Origin of the sequence: Variovorax sp. EBFNA2 (assembly GCF_033802765.1) — a bacterium.
Lineage (GTDB): Bacteria > Pseudomonadota > Gammaproteobacteria > Burkholderiales > Burkholderiaceae_C > Variovorax > Variovorax paradoxus_H.
Genome location: NZ_CP138496.1, coordinates 600932 through 624301, shown reverse-complemented (window position 1 = coordinate 624301; position 23370 = coordinate 600932). Strand labels below are relative to the sequence as shown.

12 protein-coding genes are annotated in these 23370 nt (G+C 70.9%); 5 read left to right on the top strand and 7 right to left on the bottom strand.

All coding sequences use genetic code 11. From position 1 onward, the window contains the following. Positions 1-77: 77 nt before the first annotated feature. On the bottom strand, positions 78-1091 hold the full coding sequence (gene phnD / locus RZE79_RS02800) for a phosphate/phosphite/phosphonate ABC transporter substrate-binding protein (RefSeq protein WP_373696562.1): 1014 nt from the start codon (positions 1089-1091) through the stop codon (positions 78-80). A gap of 11 nt (positions 1092-1102) precedes the next feature. Continuing rightward, complete coding sequence (phnD, locus tag RZE79_RS02795) at positions 1103-2146, bottom strand: phosphate/phosphite/phosphonate ABC transporter substrate-binding protein (RefSeq protein WP_319358931.1); 1044 nt, start codon at positions 2144-2146, stop codon at positions 1103-1105. Between the two features lie 164 nt (positions 2147-2310). Between phnD (RZE79_RS02795) and RZE79_RS02790 the strand changes: the two genes are divergently transcribed. The 4 genes from RZE79_RS02790 (at position 2311) to RZE79_RS02775 (ending at position 8242) form a co-directional block, all read left to right on the top strand. Then, positions 2311-4215, top strand: coding sequence for a hybrid sensor histidine kinase/response regulator (locus RZE79_RS02790; protein WP_319358930.1), 1905 nt, complete (start codon positions 2311-2313; stop codon positions 4213-4215). A gap of 182 nt (positions 4216-4397) precedes the next feature. Further along, positions 4398-5453 carry an ABC transporter substrate binding protein gene (locus RZE79_RS02785; RefSeq protein ID WP_319358929.1) on the top strand — a complete coding sequence of 352 codons (1056 nt, stop codon included), beginning with the start codon at positions 4398-4400 and terminating at the stop codon, positions 5451-5453. Then, positions 5450-7456, top strand: a complete 2007-nt coding sequence (locus tag RZE79_RS02780; protein ID WP_319358928.1) for an ATP-binding protein — start codon at positions 5450-5452, stop codon at positions 7454-7456. Before RZE79_RS02785 ends, RZE79_RS02780 begins: the two co-directional genes overlap by 4 nt. A 6-nt stretch (positions 7457-7462) precedes the next feature. Further along, positions 7463-8242, top strand: a complete 780-nt coding sequence (locus RZE79_RS02775) for a hypothetical protein (protein WP_319358927.1) — start codon at positions 7463-7465, stop codon at positions 8240-8242. Here the strand turns inward: RZE79_RS02775 and RZE79_RS02770 are convergent. Further along, positions 8200-9942, bottom strand: coding sequence for a glycosyltransferase family 2 protein (locus RZE79_RS02770; RefSeq protein ID WP_319358926.1), 1743 nt, complete (start codon positions 9940-9942; stop codon positions 8200-8202). The two genes, RZE79_RS02775 and RZE79_RS02770, sit on opposite strands and share 43 nt — an antisense overlap. Positions 9943-9989: 47 nt before the next feature. On the opposite strand from RZE79_RS02770, the gene RZE79_RS02765 reads away from it, so the two are divergent. After that, positions 9990-10865, top strand: coding sequence for a glycosyltransferase family 25 protein (locus RZE79_RS02765; RefSeq protein WP_319358925.1), 876 nt, complete (start codon positions 9990-9992; stop codon positions 10863-10865). Between the two features lie 13 nt (positions 10866-10878). Here RZE79_RS02765 and RZE79_RS02760 read toward each other — a convergent pair whose 3' ends face one another. The 4 genes from RZE79_RS02760 to RZE79_RS02745 all read right to left on the bottom strand — a co-directional run bounded on the left by RZE79_RS02760 (position 10879) and on the right by RZE79_RS02745 (position 23281). Next, complete coding sequence (locus RZE79_RS02760; protein WP_319358924.1) at positions 10879-16350, bottom strand: filamentous hemagglutinin N-terminal domain-containing protein; 5472 nt, start codon at positions 16348-16350, stop codon at positions 10879-10881. Positions 16351-16352: 2 nt separating this feature from the next. After that, the gene (locus RZE79_RS02755) at positions 16353-18074 is read right to left on the bottom strand and encodes a ShlB/FhaC/HecB family hemolysin secretion/activation protein (protein WP_319358923.1); all 1722 of its coding nucleotides are present in this window, start codon (positions 18072-18074) and stop codon (positions 16353-16355) included. A gap of 41 nt (positions 18075-18115) precedes the next feature. After that, the gene (locus tag RZE79_RS02750) at positions 18116-20107 is read right to left on the bottom strand and encodes a CHAT domain-containing tetratricopeptide repeat protein (protein ID WP_319358922.1); all 1992 of its coding nucleotides are present in this window, start codon (positions 20105-20107) and stop codon (positions 18116-18118) included. Positions 20108-20488: 381 nt separating this feature from the next. Further along, entirely contained in the window at positions 20489-23281 is a 2793-nt protein-coding gene (locus RZE79_RS02745) for an ExeM/NucH family extracellular endonuclease (RefSeq protein WP_319358921.1), read from the bottom strand. Positions 23282-23370: the final 89 nt, after the last annotated feature.

The following is a 23370-nucleotide window of genomic DNA, read 5'->3' as shown; positions in this document are numbered from 1 at the left end:
AAGGGAGTAGATGGCCAGCGAGGGCGCATCGAAAGGGCGCATGCGAAGCGAGGCGACGCGGCCTCGCGACTTCTTCTCTAGCGAGGTGCGGCAGAACCGCGCAGCGCCTCGACCTGCGCCGCATACGCCTTCTCGATCCGCTGCAACCGCTGCTCCCGCGCCGCATCGTTGACCCACGCTGCCGACAGCGCGCGCTGCCTTCCCAGTTGGTACTCCAGCTTGGCTTCCGGCAACAACGCGCTGTCGTCCGCCGCGACATACCCATACGCCGCGCGCAGATCCTTCAACACTTCACGCTCGGCGTCCGCACGCGTCCCTTTGCCTTTGCCATACCCCACCAGAAAGGCCTGCAGCTTCGCCTGGAACTCCGGCGGGTAGTCGCGGCGCACCACCATCGGCGCGCCGGGCGGCGGTTCGGATTCCCAGATCACCTGCAACCGCGCAGCCTCGACCGGGAACTGATCGCGAAAGCGTTCGAAGTCGGTGGTGTTGTTGGTGGCGACGTCGGCGTCGCCATTCGCCACGGCCAGTGCGGTGGCCTGGTGGGTGCCGACGAACTCGCTGCGAAAGCGGGTTTCCATCTCGATGTTCTTCGGCAGAAAGAGCTGGCTCTGCGGCACGATGAAGCCGGTGACCGAGCGGCTGTCGCCGCGCGCGAGCCGCCAGCGTTCGGGCTGGGCCAGCAGGCCTTCGAGCGTGTTGAGCGGCCCGACTTTGCGCGCGAGCAGCACGGCGCGGTGCTCGGGCATGCCGTCGCGCCGCGCGATCTGCGCGACGACCTTCATGCGCCGCTGCATCACCGCATCGAGCGCCATCTTGGCAGAGAGAAAAGCCATGTCGATCTCGTCGCGGCCGATGGCGCGGTCGAGCTCTTCGTACGATGGCACCGAGTACGCGCTGACAGGCAAGCCCAGCGCGCGGCTCATGTCGGCCATGAGCGGCGTCCACAAGGCGCGCGACTCGACGGTGCCGCCCAGCGGCAGCACGCCGAAGCGCACTTCCTTGATCGCCGATGTGCCCTTGGCGGCGGGCGCGGGCTGCGCACCTGCCCAGCAGGGCGCCATCAGCGACGACGCGGCCAGCGCGAGCATCGTGCGACGGTTCAAGGGCTCACATCCTTCAGTACGGCGAGCTGCTCGGCGTAGCCGTTCTCCAGCCGCTGCAGCCGCGCCTGGCGCGCCGCGTCGTTGACCCACTGCGCGGTCTTCGCGTTCTGCATCGCAAGCTGATAGGCCAGCTTGGCGGCAGGCAGCAGCGAGGTGTTGTCGGCGGCGACGAAGCCCGCGAGGTCGTGCAGCGACTTGAGCACCAGGCGCTCGGCGTCGCCGCGCGGCCCCTTGCCGCGGCCGTAGGCGACCAGGAAGGCCTGCACACGCTGGCGCAGCTCGGGCGGGTATTCGCGGCGCACGACGATCTGGGCGTGCGGGATCAGCTCCGACTCCCACAGCACCTGCAGCCGCTGCGCCTCGGCCGGAAAGCGGGCCTTGAAGCGCTCGAAGTCGGCCGAGTTGTTGGTGGCCACGTCGGCCTCGTTGTTGGCCACGGCGAGCGCGTTGGCCTGGTGCGTGCCGACGACCTCGCTCAGGAAGCGCGTCTCCATGACGATGTGGTTCGGCAGGAAGAACTGCAGCTGCGGCACGATGAAGCCCGACACCGACTGCCGTTCGCCGCGCGCGATGCGCCAGCGTTCGGGCTGGTCGATCATTTCCTTCAAGGTGTTGAACGGCGGCGTCTTGCGCGCGAGCAGCAGGCCGCGGTAGCCGGGCAGGCCGTCGTGCCGCACGACCTGGGCCACGACCTTCATGCGCTTCTGGCTCACGGCATCGAGCGCCATCTTTCCCGAGAGGAACGCCATGTCGACTTCGCCGCGCTGGATGGCCTGCTCCAGCGCCTCGTACGAATTGACCGAGAGCACGCTCACCGGCCGCTGGATGGCGCGGCTGAGTTCGGCCAGCAGCGGGTCCCAGTCGCTGCGCGACTCGAAGGCGCCGCCGAGCGGCAGGATGCCGAAGCGCACCGGCGCGTCCGCTGCGGGAGGGGCCTGCGCCGCAGCCAGCAGCGGCAGCATCAGCCCCACGGCCAGGGCCAGGGCCGCACGGCGGCCGGTGTCGAGGAAATTGCCGAAACGACGCAAGAAGGCGTGCATGGGAGGAGCGGATGACACGGGGCCCGCGGCGAGCCGGCGGGGTCTGACAGGGGCGACGCGGACGCCATTACATCCCAAATGCGCGTCTTTCCCGTGATGTTTTTCCGGTCTTCCCTGTTCGGGGCCGCGGCCCTAAGCTCGCCCCCCATGTGCTCAAGGCCTTCATGAACTGGAACTTCCGCCTCCTGCGCGGGCTGGCCCGCCTCACCTTCGCCCAGCAGCTGATCCTGCTGGCGCTGGTGCCGGCGACGGCGGCCACGCTGGTGGCCATCGCGGTGCTCACGCGCCAGCACCTGGGCAACCTCACCGAACTGATGCGCGCCAACGCGCAGACGGTGGCGCTGCAGGTGGCCACGGTGGCGCAGGCTCCGCTGGCGCGCATGGACCGCCGCGCGCTGGCGCGCACCGCGCAGACGGGCACCTACCAGCCGCACGTGCAGCAAGTGCAGATCTGGACCGAGGACGGCGAGATCGTCGCCAACTCCGAAACCGTCGACCGCCGCCGCGGCGAGGGCCTGCAGGTGGTGGTGCCGATCGTCAGCGACGACGGCCGGCACAACGGCAAGGTGATGGTCGAGATCGGCCTGGACGCGGTGCAGAGCGCGCGGCGCTCGGTGTGGCTCAACGTGGCGCTGGTGCTGGCCGTGAGCCTGCTGGGCGTGGGGCTGGCGGGCTGGTGGGCAGCGCGCCGCATCAGCGAGCCGATCCGTGCGCTGGGCGCGGCGGTCGACCGGCTCGGCGCGGGCGAAGACGCGAGCGTGGCCATCGAAGGCACCTCGGAGGTGCGCCACCTGCAGCATGGCTTCAACCAGGCGGCGCGCGCGCTCGCCGAAAGCCACCGGCTGCTGCAAAGCCGCATCAACGAAGCCACGGCCGAACTGGCGCGCAAGAACCAGCTGCTCGAAGTGGCCAGCCAGGCCAAGACACGGCTGCTGGCCGCCGCCAGCCACGACCTGCGCCAGCCGCTGCATGCGCTCACGCTGTTCTCCGACGGGCTGGCCAACGGCGAGACCGACCCGGTGAAGCTGCAGCGCATCGGCCACATCCGCGAATGCGTGGATTCGCTCGACCGGTTGTTCTCGGAACTGCTCAACCTGTCGCAGCTCGACGCCGGTGTGCTGCAGCCGCAGTGGGCCGACTTTCCGCTCGACAGCCTGTTCGACGAGATCAGCCGCAACTTCCGCCCCGTGGCCGAGCAGCAGGGCCTGCGGCTGGTGGTGCGCAAGACCGAGCTGTGGGTGCGCTGCGACTACGTGATGCTGTCGCGCATCCTCAACAACCTGGTGTCGAACTCGCTGCGCCACACGGTCGAGGGCGGCGTGCTGATCGGCGCGCGCGCACGCGGCAAGGGCGTGCGCATCGACGTGGTCGACACCGGCGTGGGCATTGCCGCGCAGCACCAGGCGCGGGTGTTCGAAGAGTTCTACCAGGTCGAGCCCGCCGGCCGCGGCAACGCGTCCGGCGGTCCGCGCGGCATGGGCCTGGGGCTGGCCACGGTGCAGCGGCTGGCCGAGCTGCTGAACACGCGCGTCGAACTCAGCTCGCGCCTGCACAAGGGCACCTGCGTGCGCGTGCAGGTGCGCGCCGCGCCCGCCGCGCTGCCGGCGCCGGTGGCACCGACGCCCACGCTCGCCACAACCGTCGACGACAACAGCGACAGCCTCGCGGACCTGCGCATCCTCGTGATCGACGACGAGCGCACGATCCTCGAAGGCCTGAGCGTGGTGCTGTCCAACTGGGGCGCCACGGTGCTGGCCGCGCAGACGCGCGCCGAGGCGCTGGCGCTGGCCGATGGCTGGGACACGCCGCCCGACGTGGTGGTGAGCGACCTGCTGCTGCAGGGCGGCGACAACGGCCTGGACGTGATCGCCGCGCTCGAGCGCCACCCCAACGGCATCGGCCCCGGCACCGCGCGCCTGCTGGTCACCGGTGAAACCAAGCCCGACCGCCTGCGCGAGGTGGCCGCTGCCGGCATCGCCGTGCTCTACAAGCCGGTGTCGCCGCGCGTGCTGCGCCAGGCGATCCAGGCGCAGCGCACGGCCGCGCTGTCGATGGCCGCGGGCCTCTGACAACGGTACCTTTCCTGTAGGCGCCGGGTAGTGCGTCGGACATAGGCCAAGCAGCCGCTGCGGTGTGATCTTCCTCACATGCGCAGGCCCTCGCGCACGCGGGCATAAGCCCTCCGCCTTATCGCGGGAAACAGGGCGCGTCCTTACATTGGACCATTGCCCCTCGCTGCACAAAGCAGTCCATGTCCGCCGCCGAGAACCTCCCCATTCCGCTTTTCTTCGGAAGAGTGCACCGCGCTGTCCACGCCCTGCTGGCCTGCGGCCTCGTGCTGTGCTTTGCCGCCGCGCCGCGCGTTGCAGCGGCGGCCACGCTGACGGTGCTCGTCGGCGACGACCAGGCCGCGTCGGCGGAATTCGTGCAGCAGCTGCGCACTGACCAGTCGGCCGCCGGCAAGTTCGAACTCGTGCGCATCGGGCCCGGCGCCACGACCACTGAACCGGCCAGCGCCGACACCGAGCCTGCGGCCAACACCGGCGTGCGCACGCGCAGCCTGCGCACCGCCGGCGATGCGGGCCTCACCGTGGCGGTCGGCACCGCCGCCGCGCGCGCCGCCCTCGAGCGGCCCGGTGCAGAGCCGCTGGTGCTCGCGATGCTGAGCCGGCTCGACTACGAGACCCTGAAGGCCGCCAGCCCTGCCGCCCTGCGGCGCGGTGACCGGCGCGTGGGCGTGCTGCTGCGCGACCCGGCCATGGCCGACCAGCTCGCGCTGGTGAACGCCGTGCTGCCGCAGAAGCGCCGCCTGGGCGTCATCGCCACGCCCGAGTCCGAACCGCTGGTGCGCGAGCTGCAGCGCGCCGCGCAGAGCGCCAACCCGCCCTGGGACCTGCAGGTCGAGATCGCGCCCGACGCCCGCTCGCTGGCCGCCGCGCTGCGCGCCCTCGTGCCGCGCAGCGACGCCCTCATGGTGCTGCCCGACCTGATCGGCGACAGCCAGGCCGCCACGCTCTCGGTGCTGCGTGCCGGCGCCAGTGCGGGCCTGCCGGTGTTCGGCGCCAGCGAGGGGCTGGTGCGCTCGGGCGGCCTGGCGGCGGCGGTCTCCACGCCCGGCCAGCTGGCCCAGCAGGCGCGCCAACTCGGGCAGAAGGTGGCCAGCGCAGGAAGTGCCGGCAACAGCAGCCCGCTGGTGGAGGCGGCCACGCCGGCCACCGTGCGGATCAACGCGACCGTGGCACGCGGGCTCGGCCTGCGTCCGCCGGAGGAACGGGAGCTCACCGAACGACTCGCCGCCCCGCGATGAGCACCACGCCGGTCCCCCCGAGCCCGCTGTCCCGCCCGACGGCGGCGGGAGCGGCCACGGCGACCGAACCGCCATCGCCATCACCTCCGCCGCCACCTCCCCCGCCACCGGCCACCACGTCGCTCGTTGTGCGCGGCAACCTGCAGCGCGACCTGTTCCGCCTGGGCGTCGTGCCTTGCGCGGCGGTGGCGCTGGCGCTCACCGGCTGGTTCACGCACAACCGGCTGCAGACGCTCGAAGCCGCCTTCGACGCCGAAGGCCAGGCGGTCGCCAGGCAGGTGGCGGCGATGTCCGACCTGAGCCTGTATGCGGGTGACCTGCCCGCGCTGCAGAACGTGGCCTCGGCGGCGTTGCGCGGCGGACAGGTGACACGCGTCGAAATCAGCAACAGCGCGGGCGTGTACGTCACGGCCGGGCCCAAGAACGAATCGCTCGCGCAGCTGCGCATGTTCAGCGCGCCGGTCACGCTGCGCGAAGCCTCGCGCGCCAGCGCCTTCGCGCCGGCCGGCTCCACCACGGCGGGCGACACGCCCATCGGGCTGGTGCAGACCTTTCGCGACACCACCGCCTACACGCACGAGCGCAGCCGCTCGCTCATGGCCGGCATCGGCATCGCACTGGTCGCGCTGCTGGCGGCGTGGGCGTCGGTGCGCCACATGGCGCGCACGGTGGCACGGCCGCTGCGGCGCGTGTCGCGCACGGTGGCAGCGCTGGAGGCCGGCCACTTCGAGGTGCGCTGCGGCGTGGTCGAAGGCGGCACGCGCGGCACGCACGAACTGGCCGTGCTCGCGCACGACATCGACCGCCTCGCCGAGCGCCTGCAATACAACCGCCAGGTGAGCGAGGAGCGCGTGCGCGACGCCACCGCCGTCGCGCTGCAGCGCATGGCCGAGGCCGAGCAGGCCGCGCTGTCGCGCGCGCGCTTCCTGGCCGCCGCGAGCCACGACCTGCGCCAGCCGTTGCACGCGATGGGCCTGTTCATCGACGGCCTGCTGCCCAGTGCCACCGACGCCCAGCGCCCGGCTGTGCTGCGGCTGCAGGAGAGCACCGGCTTCATGGGCGTGCTGCTCGACGACCTGCTCGAAATTTCGCGCCTCGACGCGCAGGTGCTCACGCCCGCCATCACGCGCGTCTCGCTGGCCGCGCTGTTCGACCAGCTCGACGCGCAGCACGCGCCCGCCGCCAGCGCGGCGCAGGTGCGGCTGCACTGGCGCGACCGCGGCCTGGCGGTGCGCAGCGACGCGGCGATGGTGCAGCGCATCGTCGGCAACCTCGTGGCCAACGCGCTGCGCCATGCGCCCGAAGGCGGCACCGTGCTGGTGGCCGCGCGGCGCAGCCGGGCCGGCGTGCGCATCGAGGTGCGCGACAACGGCGTGGGCATCGCGCCCATCCACCAGGGCCGCATCTTCGAAGAGTTCTACCAGGTGGCCAACACCGAGCGCGACCGCCGCCGCGGCTTCGGCCTGGGCCTGGCGATCTGCGCGCGCATCGCCACCCTGCTCGGCACCCGCATCACCCTGCGCTCGGCGCTGCAGGCCGGCAGCACCTTCACGTTCACGCTGCCGCCCGCGCGCAAGGCCGACCTCGCACCGCCCGAGCCCGCACCGGTCGCACCCGCGCCGCTGGCGGGCCTGCGCTGCCTCGTGGTCGACGACGACCCCGCCATCCTCGACGGCACGCACGCGCTGCTCACGCAATGGGGCTGCGAGGTCGAATGCGTCACCACCGGTGCCGAAGCGCTGGCGCGGCTGGGCACCGGCGACATCGTCTACGACGCCGTGCTGTGCGACCTGCAGCTGGCCGGCGACGCCGACGGCGTGGAAGTGATCGATGCCGCCCGCCGCCTGCAGCCCGACGCGCTCGCGGTGCTGGTGTCGGGCGCCACCGGGCCCGAGGTGCTGCAGCGGCTGCGCCACGGCGGCGTGACGCTGTTGACCAAACCGGTGGCGCCGGCCAAGCTGCGCGCACTGCTCACCACGCGACGCCACGCGCCCGGCGCCTGAACCTGCATGCCCACTGCCATCGACCTGAAAAACGTCCGCCCTTTCGTCGCCACGCCCTGCCACAGCGGCGCGGTCGGCACCGAGTGCGTGCGCAGCCTGCTCGGCCTCGTCAACCTCGCGTGGACCCACGGCTTCGCGATGCAGACGCGCTTTCTCGATGGCGACAGCCTCGTCACGCGCGCGCGCAACCGGCTGGCCGCCGAGTTCCTGGCCGACACGCGCTGGACGCACCTGTTCTGGATCGACGCCGACATCGGCTTCGAGCCCGAGGCCGCGCTGCGGCTGCTCGGCGCGGGGCGCGACGTGGTGGCCGGCGTGTACCCGCACAAGAGCGACGGTTGGCCCGATGGCGGCCTGCGCGCACCGCTGCCGGCCGGCGCCACGCGCGCGGACTTCGAGGCGCTGCATGCGGCGTTTCCGGTCAACGTGAACGATGCGGCCGCGCATGTCGACGCCGACGGCTTCCTCGAAGTGCTCGATGCGCCCACCGGCTTCATGCTGATCGCGCGCCACGTGCTCGAGCAGATGGCGCAGGCGCTGCCCGAGCTGCGCTACACGCCCGACCGCATGGACGACCCGGTCGTCGCGGCGCGGCCGCACTACCGCTTCTTCGACGTGTTCGCCGAGCCGAACAACGGGCGCTACCTCAGCGAGGACTACGGCTTCTGCCGCCGCTGGCAGTCGATCGGCGGACGCGTGCATGTCGACACGCGCTCGCAACTGTCGCACCAGGGGCTGCGCACCTACCGCGGCGACTTCGCGAGGACGCTGGGGTTGGGCGACTGAGCCGGTTGGAGGTCGGGCGGCAACGTCGTGCGGTCGTAGTCGCGGTCTGGCGCGATGCGCATCAGCTGCAGGCCCGGCCCTTCTTCCGCGAGGTAGTCGTAGCCGATCGATTGGAACTGCCGCGCCGGATCGAGCCGCGTGTAGAGGTCGCGCCGCGCCACGCGGTCTTCGTGCCGGATGCTCTTCAGGTGATAGAGCCGGTAGCGGCTGTAGAACATCAGGCCGTGGCGCTGCGTGTCGTCGGGCAGCCATGTGCCGTGCAGCGTGGGGCTCTGGTCGAACGAAATCTGCTGCGGCAACCGGAACAGCCGCGCGCGCGACTTGCGCCCCCACGGGCCGTCGATGCGCCAGGCGTCGGGCGAGTTCCAGAGCTCGCAGGACACGAGCGACAGGCTGGCGAGCTGGTGGTCAGGCAGCGAATCGACGGTGGCATGCAGGTGATGCAGAAACAGCTGTTCGTAGCGCTCGTCGGCATCGCACACCAGCACCCAGCCTGCGCCGTGGCGGCGTGCGGCTTCGAGCAGGCGGCGCTTGTTCTCGTTCTCGCGCCAGACGTGCGCGCCGTCGTCGCGCGGTGGGTTCGACAGCAGCTCCAGCAGCATCGGTTCGCGCCGCAGGATCTCGGCGGTGCCGTCGGTCGAGCCGTCGTCGAGCGCGACGATGCCGTCCACATGGCCGCGCAGGTGGTCGAGGCAGCCGGGGAGATAGCGCGCTTCGTTGCGTACCTGCATCACGCAGACGATGCGCAATCGCGACGTGAGACGCGGTTCGACCGGCGGGTTCGCGCACGACGGGCAATGGAAGGCGCTGGCCTCGTGGTGCAGCAGCCGCGCGCAGACCTCGCACTGGCGGCGCGAGCCCATCGGCACCACCGGTGCATTGACCGGCCAGTCCGGTGCTTCGGAAGGCCATGCGCTGGCGCCGTCATCGCGCGCGAGGCGATCGAAAGCGAGGCCCCAGCCGGCATCGCCCGCGCGTGCCTCGTGCGGCGTGCACCGGATCCAGTCGACATCGCGATCGAACTGCTCGCCGCCCGTGCGCGTCTCGTCCGACAGGTGCAGCAGGTGCGCGTCCGGACAGGCCAGCAGCTGCCAGCCCGCCATCTCGAGGCGCACGCGCAGGTTGTCGTCGTCGCCGCCCCACTCCTCGAACGATTCGTCGTAGCCGTGCACCGCATCGAAGGCTTCCCGCGCGCAACACAGCGAACCGTAGAAGGTCTGCAGCAGCAGCTCGGGCGGCACCTGGCGTGCGAAGGCCGATTCGAGCGTGCCCGTGAGTTCATCGAAGCGCGCGAAGCCGACACGGCCCACCGCCACGCCGCGCGCGTGCCCCATCGCCGCTTGCAGCAGCAGGCCCGGCGCATCGCCCGCGTAGGCGGACTCGGGCGAATGGACCAGCACCAAGCGACCCGCGCTGCAGCGCACACCGGCGTTGATGGCCTTGCACGGCGGGCGCCATGCATGCGCGACGTCGTTCACCAACACCTTCCAGCGGATCTGCGGAAAGCGCGCGACCAGCGCCAGCACGCCGGCTTCCTCGCCGGGCTCGTCAAGCGCGAGCACGACCTCGATGCCCGGTCGCGCCCAATACCCTGCATTCATCGGCAACACGCGCTCGAACTCGGCGAGCTTGCGGTAGAAAGGCAGCACGACGCTGAGCCACGGGCGGCCCGTGTCGGCCTCCTGACCTTCCGACCTCATGATGTTCACTGCATCGCTCCCTCAGCGATGAAGCACCGGAGATACCCATGCAAGGCTGCTACATCAACCTCGCTCGCAGCACCGATCGCCGCGCCGCGATGGAAGCGCAGTTGCGCCGGCTCGGTCTGACAACCGTGGAACGTTATCCGGCGTTCGATACGGACATGGTCGCCCCTGCTCGGCACGACCGCAATGTCCTCACGCCGGGCGAGCGTGCCTGCTTTTTCTCTCACGCCGAGGCCGTGACGCTGGCGAACCCCGCCGAGATGCTGCTGGTGCTCGAAGACGACGCGCAGCTCAGCGAGGCCCTGCCGGCCGTGCTGCGCAGCGGCGCACTCGCACAGCTCGAAGCCGACGGCTGCGACATCGCGTTCCTCGAATGCCAGCCCGTGACCTCGACGCAGCACCTGCTCGCGCTCTGGCAGAGCCTGCAACGGCGACTGCCGCCGCGAGGCAGCAACGCGCCGCGCCATGCGCTGACGGGCATCGACTTCCTCGACGCGCGCACGCTCTACAACTGGGGCGCGGTCGCCTACCTCGTGACGCCGAAGGGCCTGCGCTTGCTGCCTGCGTTGCTGAAGGAAGCGCTCGCGAGCGGGCCCCTGCAACCGTACGACCTGACGCTGGGCAGCCTGCTGCGCGAGGGCCGCCTGCAAGGCACGGTGCTTTCGCCCTTCCTCGCCACGCCAGCGCTGGGCAGCCATGCCGACAGCACCCTCGGCAGCCCCTCGGAATCGGCGGCGCACGATGTGCTGGGGAGCGCGCTGCGCCGCCTGTTCTTCGCCGGTCCGCTCGAAGGCCTCGACGCGCAAGTCACCGCGTGGCGGCACGCACCGCTCACCGACGACCCGCAGCTGCGGCTGCTCGCGGACCTGATGGCGCAGCTCTTCGTGCTCACGGCCCGCGATCACGCGCCGCGCTGACACGCCTTCAATCTCAGAAGTCCGAACAGCCGTTGCGCCGCTCGGTGTTCACGCAGCTCAGCAGGTTGGGCCGCGAGCGCACGCGCGACCATTCGCGCGCCAGCACGTCGGCGCCCTGCGCCACGCGGTCGCCGTCGAGCGGGCCGGTGGCCAGGCAGATCGGCGCCTGGCCGATGTTCCGGTCGTACAGGTACGAGGTCAGCGGCTCGCGCACCACGTCCACCGACGGCAGCAACGGCAGGCCGCTCACGCGCAGCTGGCCCGGCACCACGCGCACCGCGTAGCCCTCGGCCGACGTGAAGGTGCCGTTGATCGGGTACAGGCCCGGCGGGCTGCCCGGCAGCGCCGCAGAGAACATCGAACCGCTGAAGCCCGCGCCGGTGTCGCCGAGGATCAATCCGGTGAGGCTGTAGATGAAGAACGGGTTGGGCGCCCCCACGCTGCGCGAGGCGTCGGCGATCACCACCGTGGCCGTCGGCTGCTGCGCGTAGATGAAGTGGTTGTCGCCCGGCGTCACGGTCACGGTGCACAGGCCCAGGTAGGCGCAGTGATAGAAGTTGGGCAGCGGGCCCGAACCGGCCAGGCCGCCGCGCGTTTCGCCGACCCAGGTGTCGGCCCACACGCGCCACAGCGCGCCCGAGATGCCGAAGCCGCCCGGGTTCTGCAAGCGCGCCGCCGCCACGAGGTCGGTGCCGCTGGTGCTGCTGACCGGCGCGCCCAGCGTGAGGTCGCCGCTCAGCGTGCGCACGAACACGGTGTTGGCGGCCATCGAATCGATCGAGGTGAGCTGCGGCAGGTTGCCCGCCGCGTCGAAGCCCGTGACCGCCACCGGCCCGATCGTGACCGCGTTCGCATCCACATAAGCAAAGCCGCCCGCCGCGCCGCCGCCGACCGTGGCGACGTCGTTGGCCGGGTTGCGCAGATCGACGCTGCCGTTGCGCGAGCGCGCGAGCAGCGCGCCGGCCGTGATCGCGCCCGCACCCGACTGGCTCACGTTGCCGGCCGACAGCAACCCCAGCGTCGCGGCCGAGACCGGCGCGTTGAGCGCGATGCCGCCGCCACCGCCTTCGTTCTGCAGAGTGAGCGCGCCCGAGGTCGAGAGTGCGCCCGCCACCGTGATGTTCGCGGCATGCGTGGTGCTGCCCGCGACGATGGTCGGCGCCGACAGCTGCGCGAACTCCGCGCCCGACACCGAGAAGCCGTTGACCGTCGGGCCGCCCAGCACGATGGGCGTGGCCGTGTCGTCCGATGCGGTCATGTTCACATCGACCCCGCCCGGGCGCAGGTCGATGGTGCCGGCCGCGACGACCGGCGCTTCGATGACGATCGAATCGCCGCTGCCGTCGTTGCTCGCGCGCAGCAGCACGTTGCCGCTGCTGCGGATGCCCGGCAGCGCGCCCGGTGCTGTCGACCCGCCGCCAGCCTGCAGCACGACACCGCGCCCGCCGTTCTGCGAACGGCCCGTGACCTCGATGTTGCCGCCGCCGGTGGTGACGAGCTGCGCGCCGTCTTCCAGCCGCACGCCGCTGTCTTCGGTGGCGGCCGGCGCCGAGGGATCGTTGTTGAAGTTGTAGCCGCGCAGCGTGATGTCGCCGCTGCCGGTGGTGATGGAGCTGCCGCCGTTGATGAGCACGCCGTGCGCCGCCGCGAAGGTCGACGAGGCCTGGCGCCGTGCCACGCCCTGCACGGTGACGTCGCCGCTGGTGGTGCTGATGGTGCTCGGCCCGAGCTGGCCGCTGGTGATGACCACGCCGCTGTCCCACGTGGTCGAGGTGCCGCGGATGTCGACGTTGCCGGTGGCGGTGGCGATGCGCGCGCCCTGCAGCAGCACGTCGCCGCCTTCGATGCGCACGTTGCCGCCCGCGCCCGCGTCGCTCTGGCCGACGCGCGTGTCGACCTGCACGTCCTGCGTGAGGATCACGTTGCCGGTCGGCGCGCCGGGCTGGCCGCTGAACAGCGACACGTTGCCGCCGTCGGTGATGACCTGCCCGCCGTTCAGGCGGATGAAGCCGCTGCCGGGCGTGCCCGTGCCCACCGCGTTCATCGTCACGCTGCCGCCCTGCGTGAGGATGTTGCCCCCGAAGTCGATGAAGCCGCTGCTGCCCGAGGGCGTGCCGTCGGGGTTGACGCCCGCGTTCATCACCACGTTCAGGTCGTCGCCGCCAGTGGCGCGGATGGTGGTGCCCGGCGTACGGGTCTGGATGCCGGTGGCGGCGTCGAGCTGGAGCGTGAGCGGGCCCTTCGAGCCGGTGTAGTTGATGTCAACGTCGGGTTCGAGCGTGATGACGCCACCGCCGCCCGTGCCCGTGCCGGTAGAGATCCGCACGCTGGTGCCGCCATTGAGCGCGGTGTTGATGTCGCCGTCCTCGATGGTGGAGTTGGCGAGCGCGTCGTACGGGTTGGTGGGCAGCGTGCCGCCGGTCGTGCCGTGGCTGATGGTGAGATCGAAGGGGTCGATGAACCACTGGCCCGCCGTACCCACAGTCGCTGAGGCATCGACGCGCGCTCCGCGCAGGTCGAAGCGCCCGGCCGAGGTCTCGATGCGTCCGCCGTTGCCGCCGGCCGTGCCGCCGCGTGCCGACAACTGGCCGTGGGCGCGCAGCGTCTCGGTCGCCACCACCTGGATGCTGCCGCCGTTGCCCGTGCCCGCACCGGCATTCGCTTCGAGGCGGGTGTTCTTGCCGATGGCGATGGCGTTGCTGGCCGCGATGTCGATGCTGCCGCCGCCGGTCGCGCCGCTCGCATCGAGGCGCGCCACGGCGGGCGAGCCGTCGAAATTCGTGGCGCCGTCGATCAGCACGTTGCGCCCTTGCACCGAGATGCTGCCGCCCTTGCCGCTGTCGCTGGCCACCGAAGCCAGTGTGCCGACGCTGGTGCCCACGCCGGAGAAGGAGGTGACTAGGCGCATCGAGATGTCGGTGCCCTGGGCGTCGATGGCGATGGTGCCACCGCTGGTGCGCAGCGCCATGGGCTGGTCGGCGTCGATGGTGACGGCCACGCCGTAGGTGGGCGTGGTCGATGGCGTGATGATGATGTCGGGGCTGCCGAGCGTGGCGCTGAAGCCTTCGCTGCCCGCATGGCCGATCACGTCGATGCGCCCGCCCGCACCGGCCGAAATCTCGCCGCGGATGGCGACGCCGTTGCCGCCGCCGGCGGACATGTTCCCCGCTGCAAAGCCCGTGTCGGTGCGCAGGCCGTCGAGGTTGGCGCCCTGGCCTTCGATGCGCACGTTGCGCTCGCTCGCCACGGTGGCGTCGTCGATGACGACCGCCGTGCTGGCGCCCACCGCAGCCCCGCCGATGTTGGACGTCCAGGTCGGGCCCTGGCCCTTGATGCCGATGTCGCCCACGGACTTCAGCACCGCGCCGCTGCTGACGGCGACGCCACTGCGGCCGTAGCCTGCGAGGCCGTCGAGCTGCAGGCCGCCGGCGCCGGCTTCGACCGTGCCGCCTGTGATCGACACGCCGTTGCTGCCGCGGAAGACGAAGTCGCTGTTGTCCTGGTCGTCGATCCAGGTGCGGCCCTGGCCGCGCATCGACACGCGGCCTTCGCCGCCGGTCGTGACCTGGCTGCCCGCCAGCGTCACGCCGTCGCGCCACACATAGTCGCCGGTGTCGCCGCCGAGCGGAACCACGCCACCGATGGCACGGCCGTTCTGTGCGTCGCCCTGGCCAAAGAAGCGCACGTCGCCGCCGTTGGCCGCGATGGTCGCGCTGGTCAGCACGATGGCGGCGGCGTAGTCGCTCTCGGCGGAAGGGTTGCCGCTGCTGTTGTTGATGTTCTTCGCGTTGGCGGCGACCAGGCCGGTGGAATCGGCGTTGAAGTCGACATGCAGTGCGCCTTGCTGCGACGTGATGGCCGAGCCCTCGTTCATGACGATGCTGCCGGCCGAGTCGACGCGCAGCCGCGCCGTGCCGCCTTCGCTCTTGATGACCTGCACGCCGGGCGCAAAGGTGACGCCCGCGCCGACACCGGTGCGCCCGCTCACCAGCGTCACGTCGGTGCCGCGGCCCAGCGTGTCGCCGACGCTGCCGGCGCTCACAGAACCACCGGTGAAGAACGGCAACTTGCTGTCGTACACCGGCACGTTGCCGGCCTCGACGATGCCCAGGTCCGACTGCTTCGCGCTCACCGTCCAGCTGCCGTTGGCACCGCCCTGCGCACCACCGCCCGCGTCGACACGCACGGCTTGCACGCGCACCGAGTCGGCCTCGTTCGAGATCGCACCGCCTTTGCCGGCGCCCGCGCCGCGCGCAGTCATCTCGCCGTAGGCCTGCAACCGCGAGGCGCGCTCCGGTGCCGCGTCGGCCTCACCGACCAGGGCCTGGCCCTGGGCGCTGGCCGTGGTGACGGTGCCGCCCGCGCCTTCGGTGATGGCGTCGGCGCGCAGCACCGACGTGGACGACAGCGCCACGTCGTAGCCATGCACCGACACGTTGCCGCCGCCGGCCTGGCCGCTGGCATCGATCACCGCGCGCTGGTCGCCGCCGCCGGTGCCTTCGATGCGCACCTGCCCGGCCGCGATGCGGATGCTGCCGCCGCGCTGGCCCGCGCTCGCGCCGGTGGCGTCGAGCAGGCCGCCGTTCATCTCGATGCGGTTGTCGCGGCCCGCGCCGAGCACGATCTCGCCGTTGACGTTCTCCAGCGTGCGCGCGCGCACCGTGCCCGACTGGTTCACCACCAGCTCGCCCGCCGTGTTGGAGCTGCCGACGAGCATCACGCGCCCGCCATCGGCCTGCAAGCTGGCGCCCGCGGCGTTCACCACCTTGGCGCTGGTGGCCATGGCATCGGCCGCGACCACGAGGTTGGTGAGTCCGTCGTTGCCCAGGTCGAAGCTGATCTTGCGGCCCGACGCCAGCGCGACGGTGCTGCCGTCGGCGACGACGCGGCCGGTGTTGGTCACCTCGGCACCCATCAGCACGACGGGGCCGCCGACGGCGGTGAGCACGCCGGCGTTGCTCACGGCCTTGGTGTTGCCGTCAGGCCGTTCGAACGTGAGCTGGGTGCTGCCTTCGAGGAAGGCGTTGTCGGTGGTGCTCAGGGCCAGCGTGGAGGCCACGAGGCCGCCGACGTTGACCTGCGCGCCCTGGCTGAACACCACGCCGTTCGGGTTGACGAGGAACACGCGCCCGTTGGCCGTGAGCTGGCCGGCGATGGTCGAGAGCTCGTTGCCCATCACGCGGTTGAGCAGGATGCTGGACGCGCCCATCGACTGGTTGATGTTGACCGCGTCCTTCGCGCCAATGGAGAAGGCGTTCCAGTTGATGATCGCGCGCAGCGACGACTGCGAGATCGCCAGCGCCTGTCCGCCCAGCGGCGATGCGGTGGTCGAACCCGCCACGCCCACGCTGCCCTGCGTGGTGTAGCCGCCCGGTCCGAAGCTCGGCAGGATGGTTTGCGCCAGCGCCGGCGCCAGGCCCATGCAGGCGATAGCGAGCGCCAGCGGGCGCAGCGTCGGCCGGGGTTGGAAGTTGCGTGGCTTCATGGTCAGAACGCCTTTTGCAGCTGCACGTACAGCCGCGGATTGCGCCCGCCGCCGTCGGTCTGCGCGGGCGGTGTGCCGGCGCGCCAGGCGAGCGTGGCGTTGATCGAGAAGTTGCCCGGGCGCGACCAGCTCAGTCCGATGCCGTAGCCGCGCAGGCTGTGGGAGTTCTCGCCGTCGAAGGGCGAGGGATGGCGCGCGATCTTTCCGCGTGCCGCGTCGTAGAACAGGTAGGGCGTGACCTCGTCGGTCGCCGCCCACCGGTATTCGAAGGTGCCGATCAGGCCCTCGTCCACCAGCAGTTCACCCGAGGGGTAGGCGCGCACCGCGCGGGCGCCGCCGAGCGCGAGCTTTTCGGAGGCGTCGAGGTTCTTGCTGGCCCACTGGCCGCCGACCGAGAAGTACAGCGAATGGCGCGGCACGATGGACTGCAGGCGCGACACCTGGAAGCTCAGCTTGGTGAAGCCGCCTTCGGTGTGGCGCCCGCCGACCTGCTGGTCGGACTGGAAGCTCTGCGGATCGCGGATCGACAGGTCGCCGTGGTACAGCGTGCCCGAGCTGGCCCAATAGCCGCCGCCCAGCACCTCGTCGCGACGCTCCCAGGCCCAGCCGATGCCGAAGCCCTGCACGCGTTTCTTTGCTGTGAAGTCGACGCCGCGCAGCTCGTCGGTGAGGTCTTTCACGTCGGCCGTGAGGCGCAGGAACAGGTTCTGCTGGCGCTGGCGGATCAGCGGATAGTTGAGCGACACGTCGAGCACATCGGCGCGACCGCGCGCGTCGAGGTCGACGAACTGGCCGCCCAGGTCGTAGCTCACTCGCGAGATGCCGATGCCCGCGCGCAGGCCGCTGGTGCCCAGCGGCGCCTCGTACGACACGCGGCCGTACTGCAGCGCGTTGCTGTTGGACAGCAGCACGCGCGCGTCGAGGTTGTCGCCGATGCCGAAGGGGCTGAGCCAGCGCGCCGTGCCGCCCACGCGGTAGCGCCCTGCCTCCTTGGTGCCGTGGTTGTCGGCCTCGGCCGAGAAGGCCCAGCGCGAGCCGGCCTCGACCTCGACCGACAGGTCGGTGGTGCCGGCCTGCGCGCCTTCCTGCAGGCTCGACGACACCTTCAGGCCGGGCTGGTCCGACAGCAGCAGCATCGCGCGTTCGTAGGCCGGCGCGTTCACGGCCTCGCCCGGCTGCAGCGCCGCCAGGAAGCCGCGCACGCGCGCCTCGCTGATCGGCGCTTCGGGCGCGACCAGCACCTCGACCTTGCCGAGCCGGCCTTCGATGATGCTGATCTCGACGACGCCGTCGCGCACGGTCTGCACCGGCACCACGGCCTGCGCGAGAAAGTAGCCGCGCTCCTTGTAGCGCGTGGTGATCGCCTGCGCGAGCCCTTCGAGGTCGCCGAGCGTGACGTCACGGCCGATGTAGGGTGCGGTGATCGTCTGCAGCTCGTCGTTGCTCAGCGCCTTCACGCCATTCAGGCGCAGGTCGGTGAGCTTGAAGCTACCCGCGCCTGCCGCGGGCCGGGGCGGCGCGGGCAGGGTCTGCGGAGCGACGGCGCCAGGGGCCTGTGCGACGGGACGGTCGCAGCTGCCGCAGGGGTCCTTGGTCGGCAGCAGCGTGGTCGCCTCCTGCGCGTGGGCGCGGGGCACGGCGATCCACAGCGTGGCACCGACGAGGGCCATGGCGGCGAGAGCGACCGGCGTCGGCCGTGGACGAAGGCGAATCGCAAGGGCCATGGCAGTTCTTCTTTGCGAGAGGGAGCGTGGCGAAGACATGTTCAGCTTCCCACGGTGAGACGCCAGTTGCCGATCAGGTTGAACGGCGCCCAGAAGAAGGGGTGGGACATCTTAGGATCCTTCAGCACGGCCAGTTGCCCGGCCTGCATGGCCTTCTGGATGTCGCGGCCCTTGGCCAGCTCGCCGTAGAGCGTGCCCATGAGCACGGCGGTGGCGTCGTCCGACACGGGCCACAGCGAAGCGATGAGGCTGGAGCTGCCGGCCGAGAGGAACGAACGCGTGAAGCCCAGCACCTCGTCGCCCTGCGCGATGCGCCCCAGGCCCGACTCGCAGGCCGAGAGCGTGACCAGTGCCGTGCCTTCCATCGGCATCGCGAGGATCTCGTGCGCCTCCAGAAAGTTCTGCTTGCCGCCTTCGTTGGCCAGCAGGATGCGCGAGTACAGCGGATCGACCTCGTCGGCTTCGGCGTGCGCCGCCACGTGCATCAGCGGCGAGCGCGAGGCCACGTCCCGGAACTGCGTCTTGGTGGCGGCGGCGCCCATGAACACGGTGTTGCGCGGGAACAGCTGCGCGAGCTGCTTCACCTCGGTCTCGGCGCCGGGCAGGTCGTACTTGTCCTCGATGCGCGGATTGCCGAAGGCCGTGAGCGTCGCGTTCACGCGCGGCGTTCGCTGCGCCAGCTGCACCGCGATGCTGATCGACGGCGCCACCGACACCGGGTGCGTCTCGATGAGGTAGCGCCCGTCCAGGCGCAGCGCCTGGAACGGCAGGTAATGCAGCGGCCCGTGCGGCACCACCACCACGCGCTGCCCCGGCACCAGGCCCAGCGGGCCGAGCAGCGCGGCGCCCAGCTTGTCGGCGTTGGTGATGGCGGCGCGGCGGCCGCGCACGATCGAATTGCGGAAGGTCTCGACGAGTTCGGTGAGCTCTTCGCGCTTCACCCCGATGCGCTTCTCGGTGATGCTGTCCGGCCCCACGACCCAGACCATCAGGCGGTCGGGCAGCGCGTGGTACTGCACCACGCGCTCGTCGGCCGCCAGCGTGCGCTGCAGCGCGGCCACGCCGACCATGCCGGCCGAAGATTCACTGAGCTTCGCGCGGCCACGCACCGCATCGAGCAGCGCGCGCGAGCGGCTGTGCTCGCTCACCTCAAAGGCCCGCGTCGGATCGCCCGCTTCGCTGTACACCGCCACGCCACGCTCGAACACCGACTGCAGGTCGGAGAACAGGCCCATCTTCACTTCTTCGCTGCGAAAGCGCGCGCGCACCTGGTCGACGTCGGCGAGCGCGCGGCCCGCGGCGTCGGCCGCGGCCTGCTTCTGGCCCAACGCGAGTTCGCTGCGCGCCACGCCGTCCCAGGCCCAGAGCCGGTAGTAGGCGGTGTCGGTGCCGACCTGGCGCGTGGTGAGCGCGCGGTACTTGTCGCGTGCCTCGGCCGGCTTGTTCTCGGCCAGCAGCAGGCGGGCGCGCGTGCGTTCGAGCTGCGCGGCCAGCGGCGCTTCACGCGGTTCGGCCATGCCGCCGAGCACCTGGCGTGCGCGTGCCGCGTCACCCGCTTCGATGAGCGCGTTGACCAGCGAGGCCTGCACCAGCGGCGCATAGCGCGGCGAGCTGTTGGCCAGTGCTTCGTCGTAACTGAGCACCGCGCCGGCGAAGTCGCCGCGCCGCGTGCGCACGTCGCCGATCACCTTCTGCACCGGACCGACCACCAGCTTCGGATCGCGCGCGGTGTGGCGCAGCGCTTCGCGTGCGAACTCCTCGGCCTTTTCGAGCTGGCCCGAGTAGCTGTAGACGATCGCCAGATCGCGGTTGGCCACGGCGCGCAGGTTCGGGTCGCTGGTGGCGTTGGCCAGGTGCAGCGCCTTGCTCGCGGCGCGCACGCTCTGGCGGAACTCGCCCGCCTCGGCCAATGCGACCGCCTGGCTGCAGTACTGATAGCCCGAGAGCTTGACCGCATCCTGCCCGTAGAGCACCGCGCCTTCGCTGGTCAGCGCCAGCAGCGTGTCGGTGTCCGCAAGGCGCGCCTGCGCCATCCGGTCGGCCGCGGCCTCGGCATTCGGGCCGCCCGCTGAAGCAGCGGACGCCGCAGGCGGTGCTGGCGCGGGTCGTTGCGCCAGGGCTGAAGGACCACCGGGACCCAGTAACAAGACACCCACCAAGCCGACCGCACCGGCAAGACCGGCACGGCGACGCGCCGGATGCGTACATCCCCATCTCGAAAACCACGCCATTGAACCCCCTCGACCCATGCACTCGCTGCCGCGAACGCTCGACGCCGCGGGAGTGCGCGCCGTTCAGGCCTCGAGGGAAAGTCTAGGAGGGGGTGTTCACCTCGCCTATTCGCAAGACGGTCTAGCGCGAATGGACTAAGTCACGAAGGCGAAACCGGGGCGAGCTCCGGTTTCACCGCGTGTTCAGTTCACCGTGTGCGCACCCAGGCCGGCGGAGGTGTCGATCGGAAAGCTGTCCCATTGCACCGACGGATCGAAAGCGGTGGCGGCATTCGCATCTCCCGCGGTGATGGCGGGCTTGCGGCGCAGCGTCTGGTTCAGCGTGCTGATGCCGCCGGCACCGGTCCACTCGGTGCCGGGGTCCGCGCCAAGCTGGCCGAAGCGGTCGATGACTGCACCGGATTTTTCCAGCGTCAGCGCATCGTCGCCATTGAAGTTGGCCACGCTGCTGGTGATCGTCCCCGTCGGCTTGAAGGCCGTCGCGGCACTGGCGTTCGCCAGCACCAGCACGCCGCCGGCCGGCAGGGAGCCGGTCAGCGCAACGGAGTTGGTCGGCGCACTCGCCCCGTTGGCATACAGCCTGACGGTATACAGGCTCAGGTCCACGGCCACCGCGGTCGGGTTGTAGATCTCGATCGCCTTGTTGTTCGACGTGCCCTCCACGTACTCGCTGAAGAACAGGTCCGGATCGCCGGGCGGCGTGACCACGACCACGGGGCTGACGTTCACACTCCCTGTTTGTGTGGCGGTCTGGGCCGCGGAGTTGGTCAGCGTGACGACGACGCTGAAGGTGCCCGCGACCGCATAGCTGTGCGTCACCGCGCCGGTGCCCGGCGCGGTGGTGGCCGCGGTGCCGTCGCCCCAGTCGACGCTCAGCGAAGCCAGCGTGGCCGTGCCACCGGGCGTGGCTTCCGAGATGTTCACGCTGTAGGTTTCGCCGACCTTGACGGCCGTCGGGATCGATGCGGTCACGAGGGGTTGCGTTACCGCCGCATCGGCCGTCAGGGTCAGGCCGACTAGCACGGGGTCGTGGTCCGATGCGCGGAAGGGCGTCGGCGCATAGCGGTCGTCGGTGGTGAAGTCGGTGTTGTAGTCGAGCGCGGTCGGCTCGTCGGCGTTGATGTGCCAGACGCCCACGCCGCTGACCTGCGCGCCCAGCGACGCCGAGGCATAGGCATGGTCCAGCGCGCCGGTCTCGCCGCCGAAGACGTAGGTGTAGCGGTCGCCGGCGGGCATGCGCTTGAGCAGGCTCTCGTTGCCGGCGCCTTCGAGCTCCTTGGTCGGATCTTCCAGCAGGTAGCTGTTGAAGTCGCCCATCATCACCACGTCGGCCTCGGGCGTTCCCATGAGCTTGAGCTTGGCGACGAAGCTGTTCAGCGCCTTCGCCTGCTGCGTGCGCGCGAGGTTGAAGCAGCCCTGCCCCAGGTCGATGTCGCCCGTGGAGGGGCAACTGCCCTTGCTCTTGAAGTGGTTGACCACGAACCAGAAGCCGCCGTTGTTGTCCACCGCGCTGAAGCGCTGGGCCAGCGGCGGCCGTCCGCTCGCCGCGGTGTAGTCGGCGAGGTCCGTGCCGGTCGGAAGCACAGCGTTGCCGACGCGCCGAACCTTCGCCGGCTTGTAGAGGATGTCCACCTTGATGGCGTCCGTGCCGAACACGCCGCTGTGGACGGCGGCATAGGTGCCCGCGCCGACCTTGGCGTTGAGGGCCGCCAGCAGATCGTTCGTCGCCACGTCGGTGTTCTGGATTTCCATCAGCCCCACCACGTCGGCATCCAGGCCCGCGATGGCGGCCACGATCTTGGCCTGCTGGCGCTGGAATTCGACGAGGTTGCTGGCGCCGCGGCAGTTCGCAGCAGAGGCCGGGCCGGTGCCGAACGAGCAACCCTGGCCGGTCTGGCCCGACGCCGTTTCTCCGTTCACGAACGTGGTGAAGTAGTTGAGCACGTTGAAGCTGGCCACCTTGAGCGCACCGCCGACCACCGGCGCGGTCACGGGGCGCGCGTTGGCCTGCGCGAACACCGGCGTCACGGTCGGCTGGATGCGATAGGCCGCGAAGTTGTGGCTCAGGATGCCGGTGACCTTCTGCGTCGTATCGCCCATGCGCCGCGTGCCGTCGGTGCCGGCGGCACTCAGGTAAGGAATGGGATTCGGGTTCTGGCGCGAGGCGCCGTCGTCGAGCACGATGCGCGCGAGCAGGTTCTGCGCATGCGTGGCCGTCGCGTTGCCGTTGGTGGCGTTGAACTGGCGGCCGTTCAATGCCAACACCATCTGGCCATAACGGCCCAGCTCGAACATCTCGGTCACGGCCAGCGGCTGCGCGATCTCGACCAGCATGCCTTCGTAGCGCTCCAGCGTGGAATCGTCAGCCACCGGCAGCGTGATCTGTGTCGGGTTCACGGCCAGGCCGCTGGCGCACACGCTCAGGATCACGGGGGCCTGTGCGGTGCCGGCAATCTGCGTGAGGCTGTCCGGCTTGGCGTTCACGCCGGCGGTCTGGCCGAACTCGGTCACCACGCCGGAGACCTGCACGAAGTCGCCCGCGGCCACACGCGTGGCGTTGTCCGGTGCGTAGACGAAGATGCCTTCCGAGGTCAGCGGATCGGCGTCGGGGTCGATCTGCTGCACGAAGAAACCGTTGAGCTTCACGGTGTCCGTGCCGGTGTTCTGGAAGTCGCCCACGACCACGCCGCGCACGGTCACGGCCTGCGTTGCGAGCGGGCTCGTGTGACCCGTTCCCTGCACGGACGAGATGGAAGTGAGTGGCGCGTCGGCCGGAACGGTGGCGGCACAGGTGGGCGGCGGCGTCACCACGGGGGGCGGGGTGTCCGGCGGCGCGTTGCCTGTCGGCGGCGAAGGGAGCCACGGGAACGAAGCCCCGCCGCCGTTGCCACCGCCGCCGCAGGCGGTCAGCACGAGTGCCAATGCGAGGGCCAGGGACTTGAAATGCCGGAGGGGCCTCGGTGCCGGATGCGTCATGGGGGCTTCTTGAATGGAGGGTGGAAACAGCTGGCGGACAGCGGCTGTTTCTATGGCGCTTGTGTGTCACCTCCAAGAAGCGCGGATGG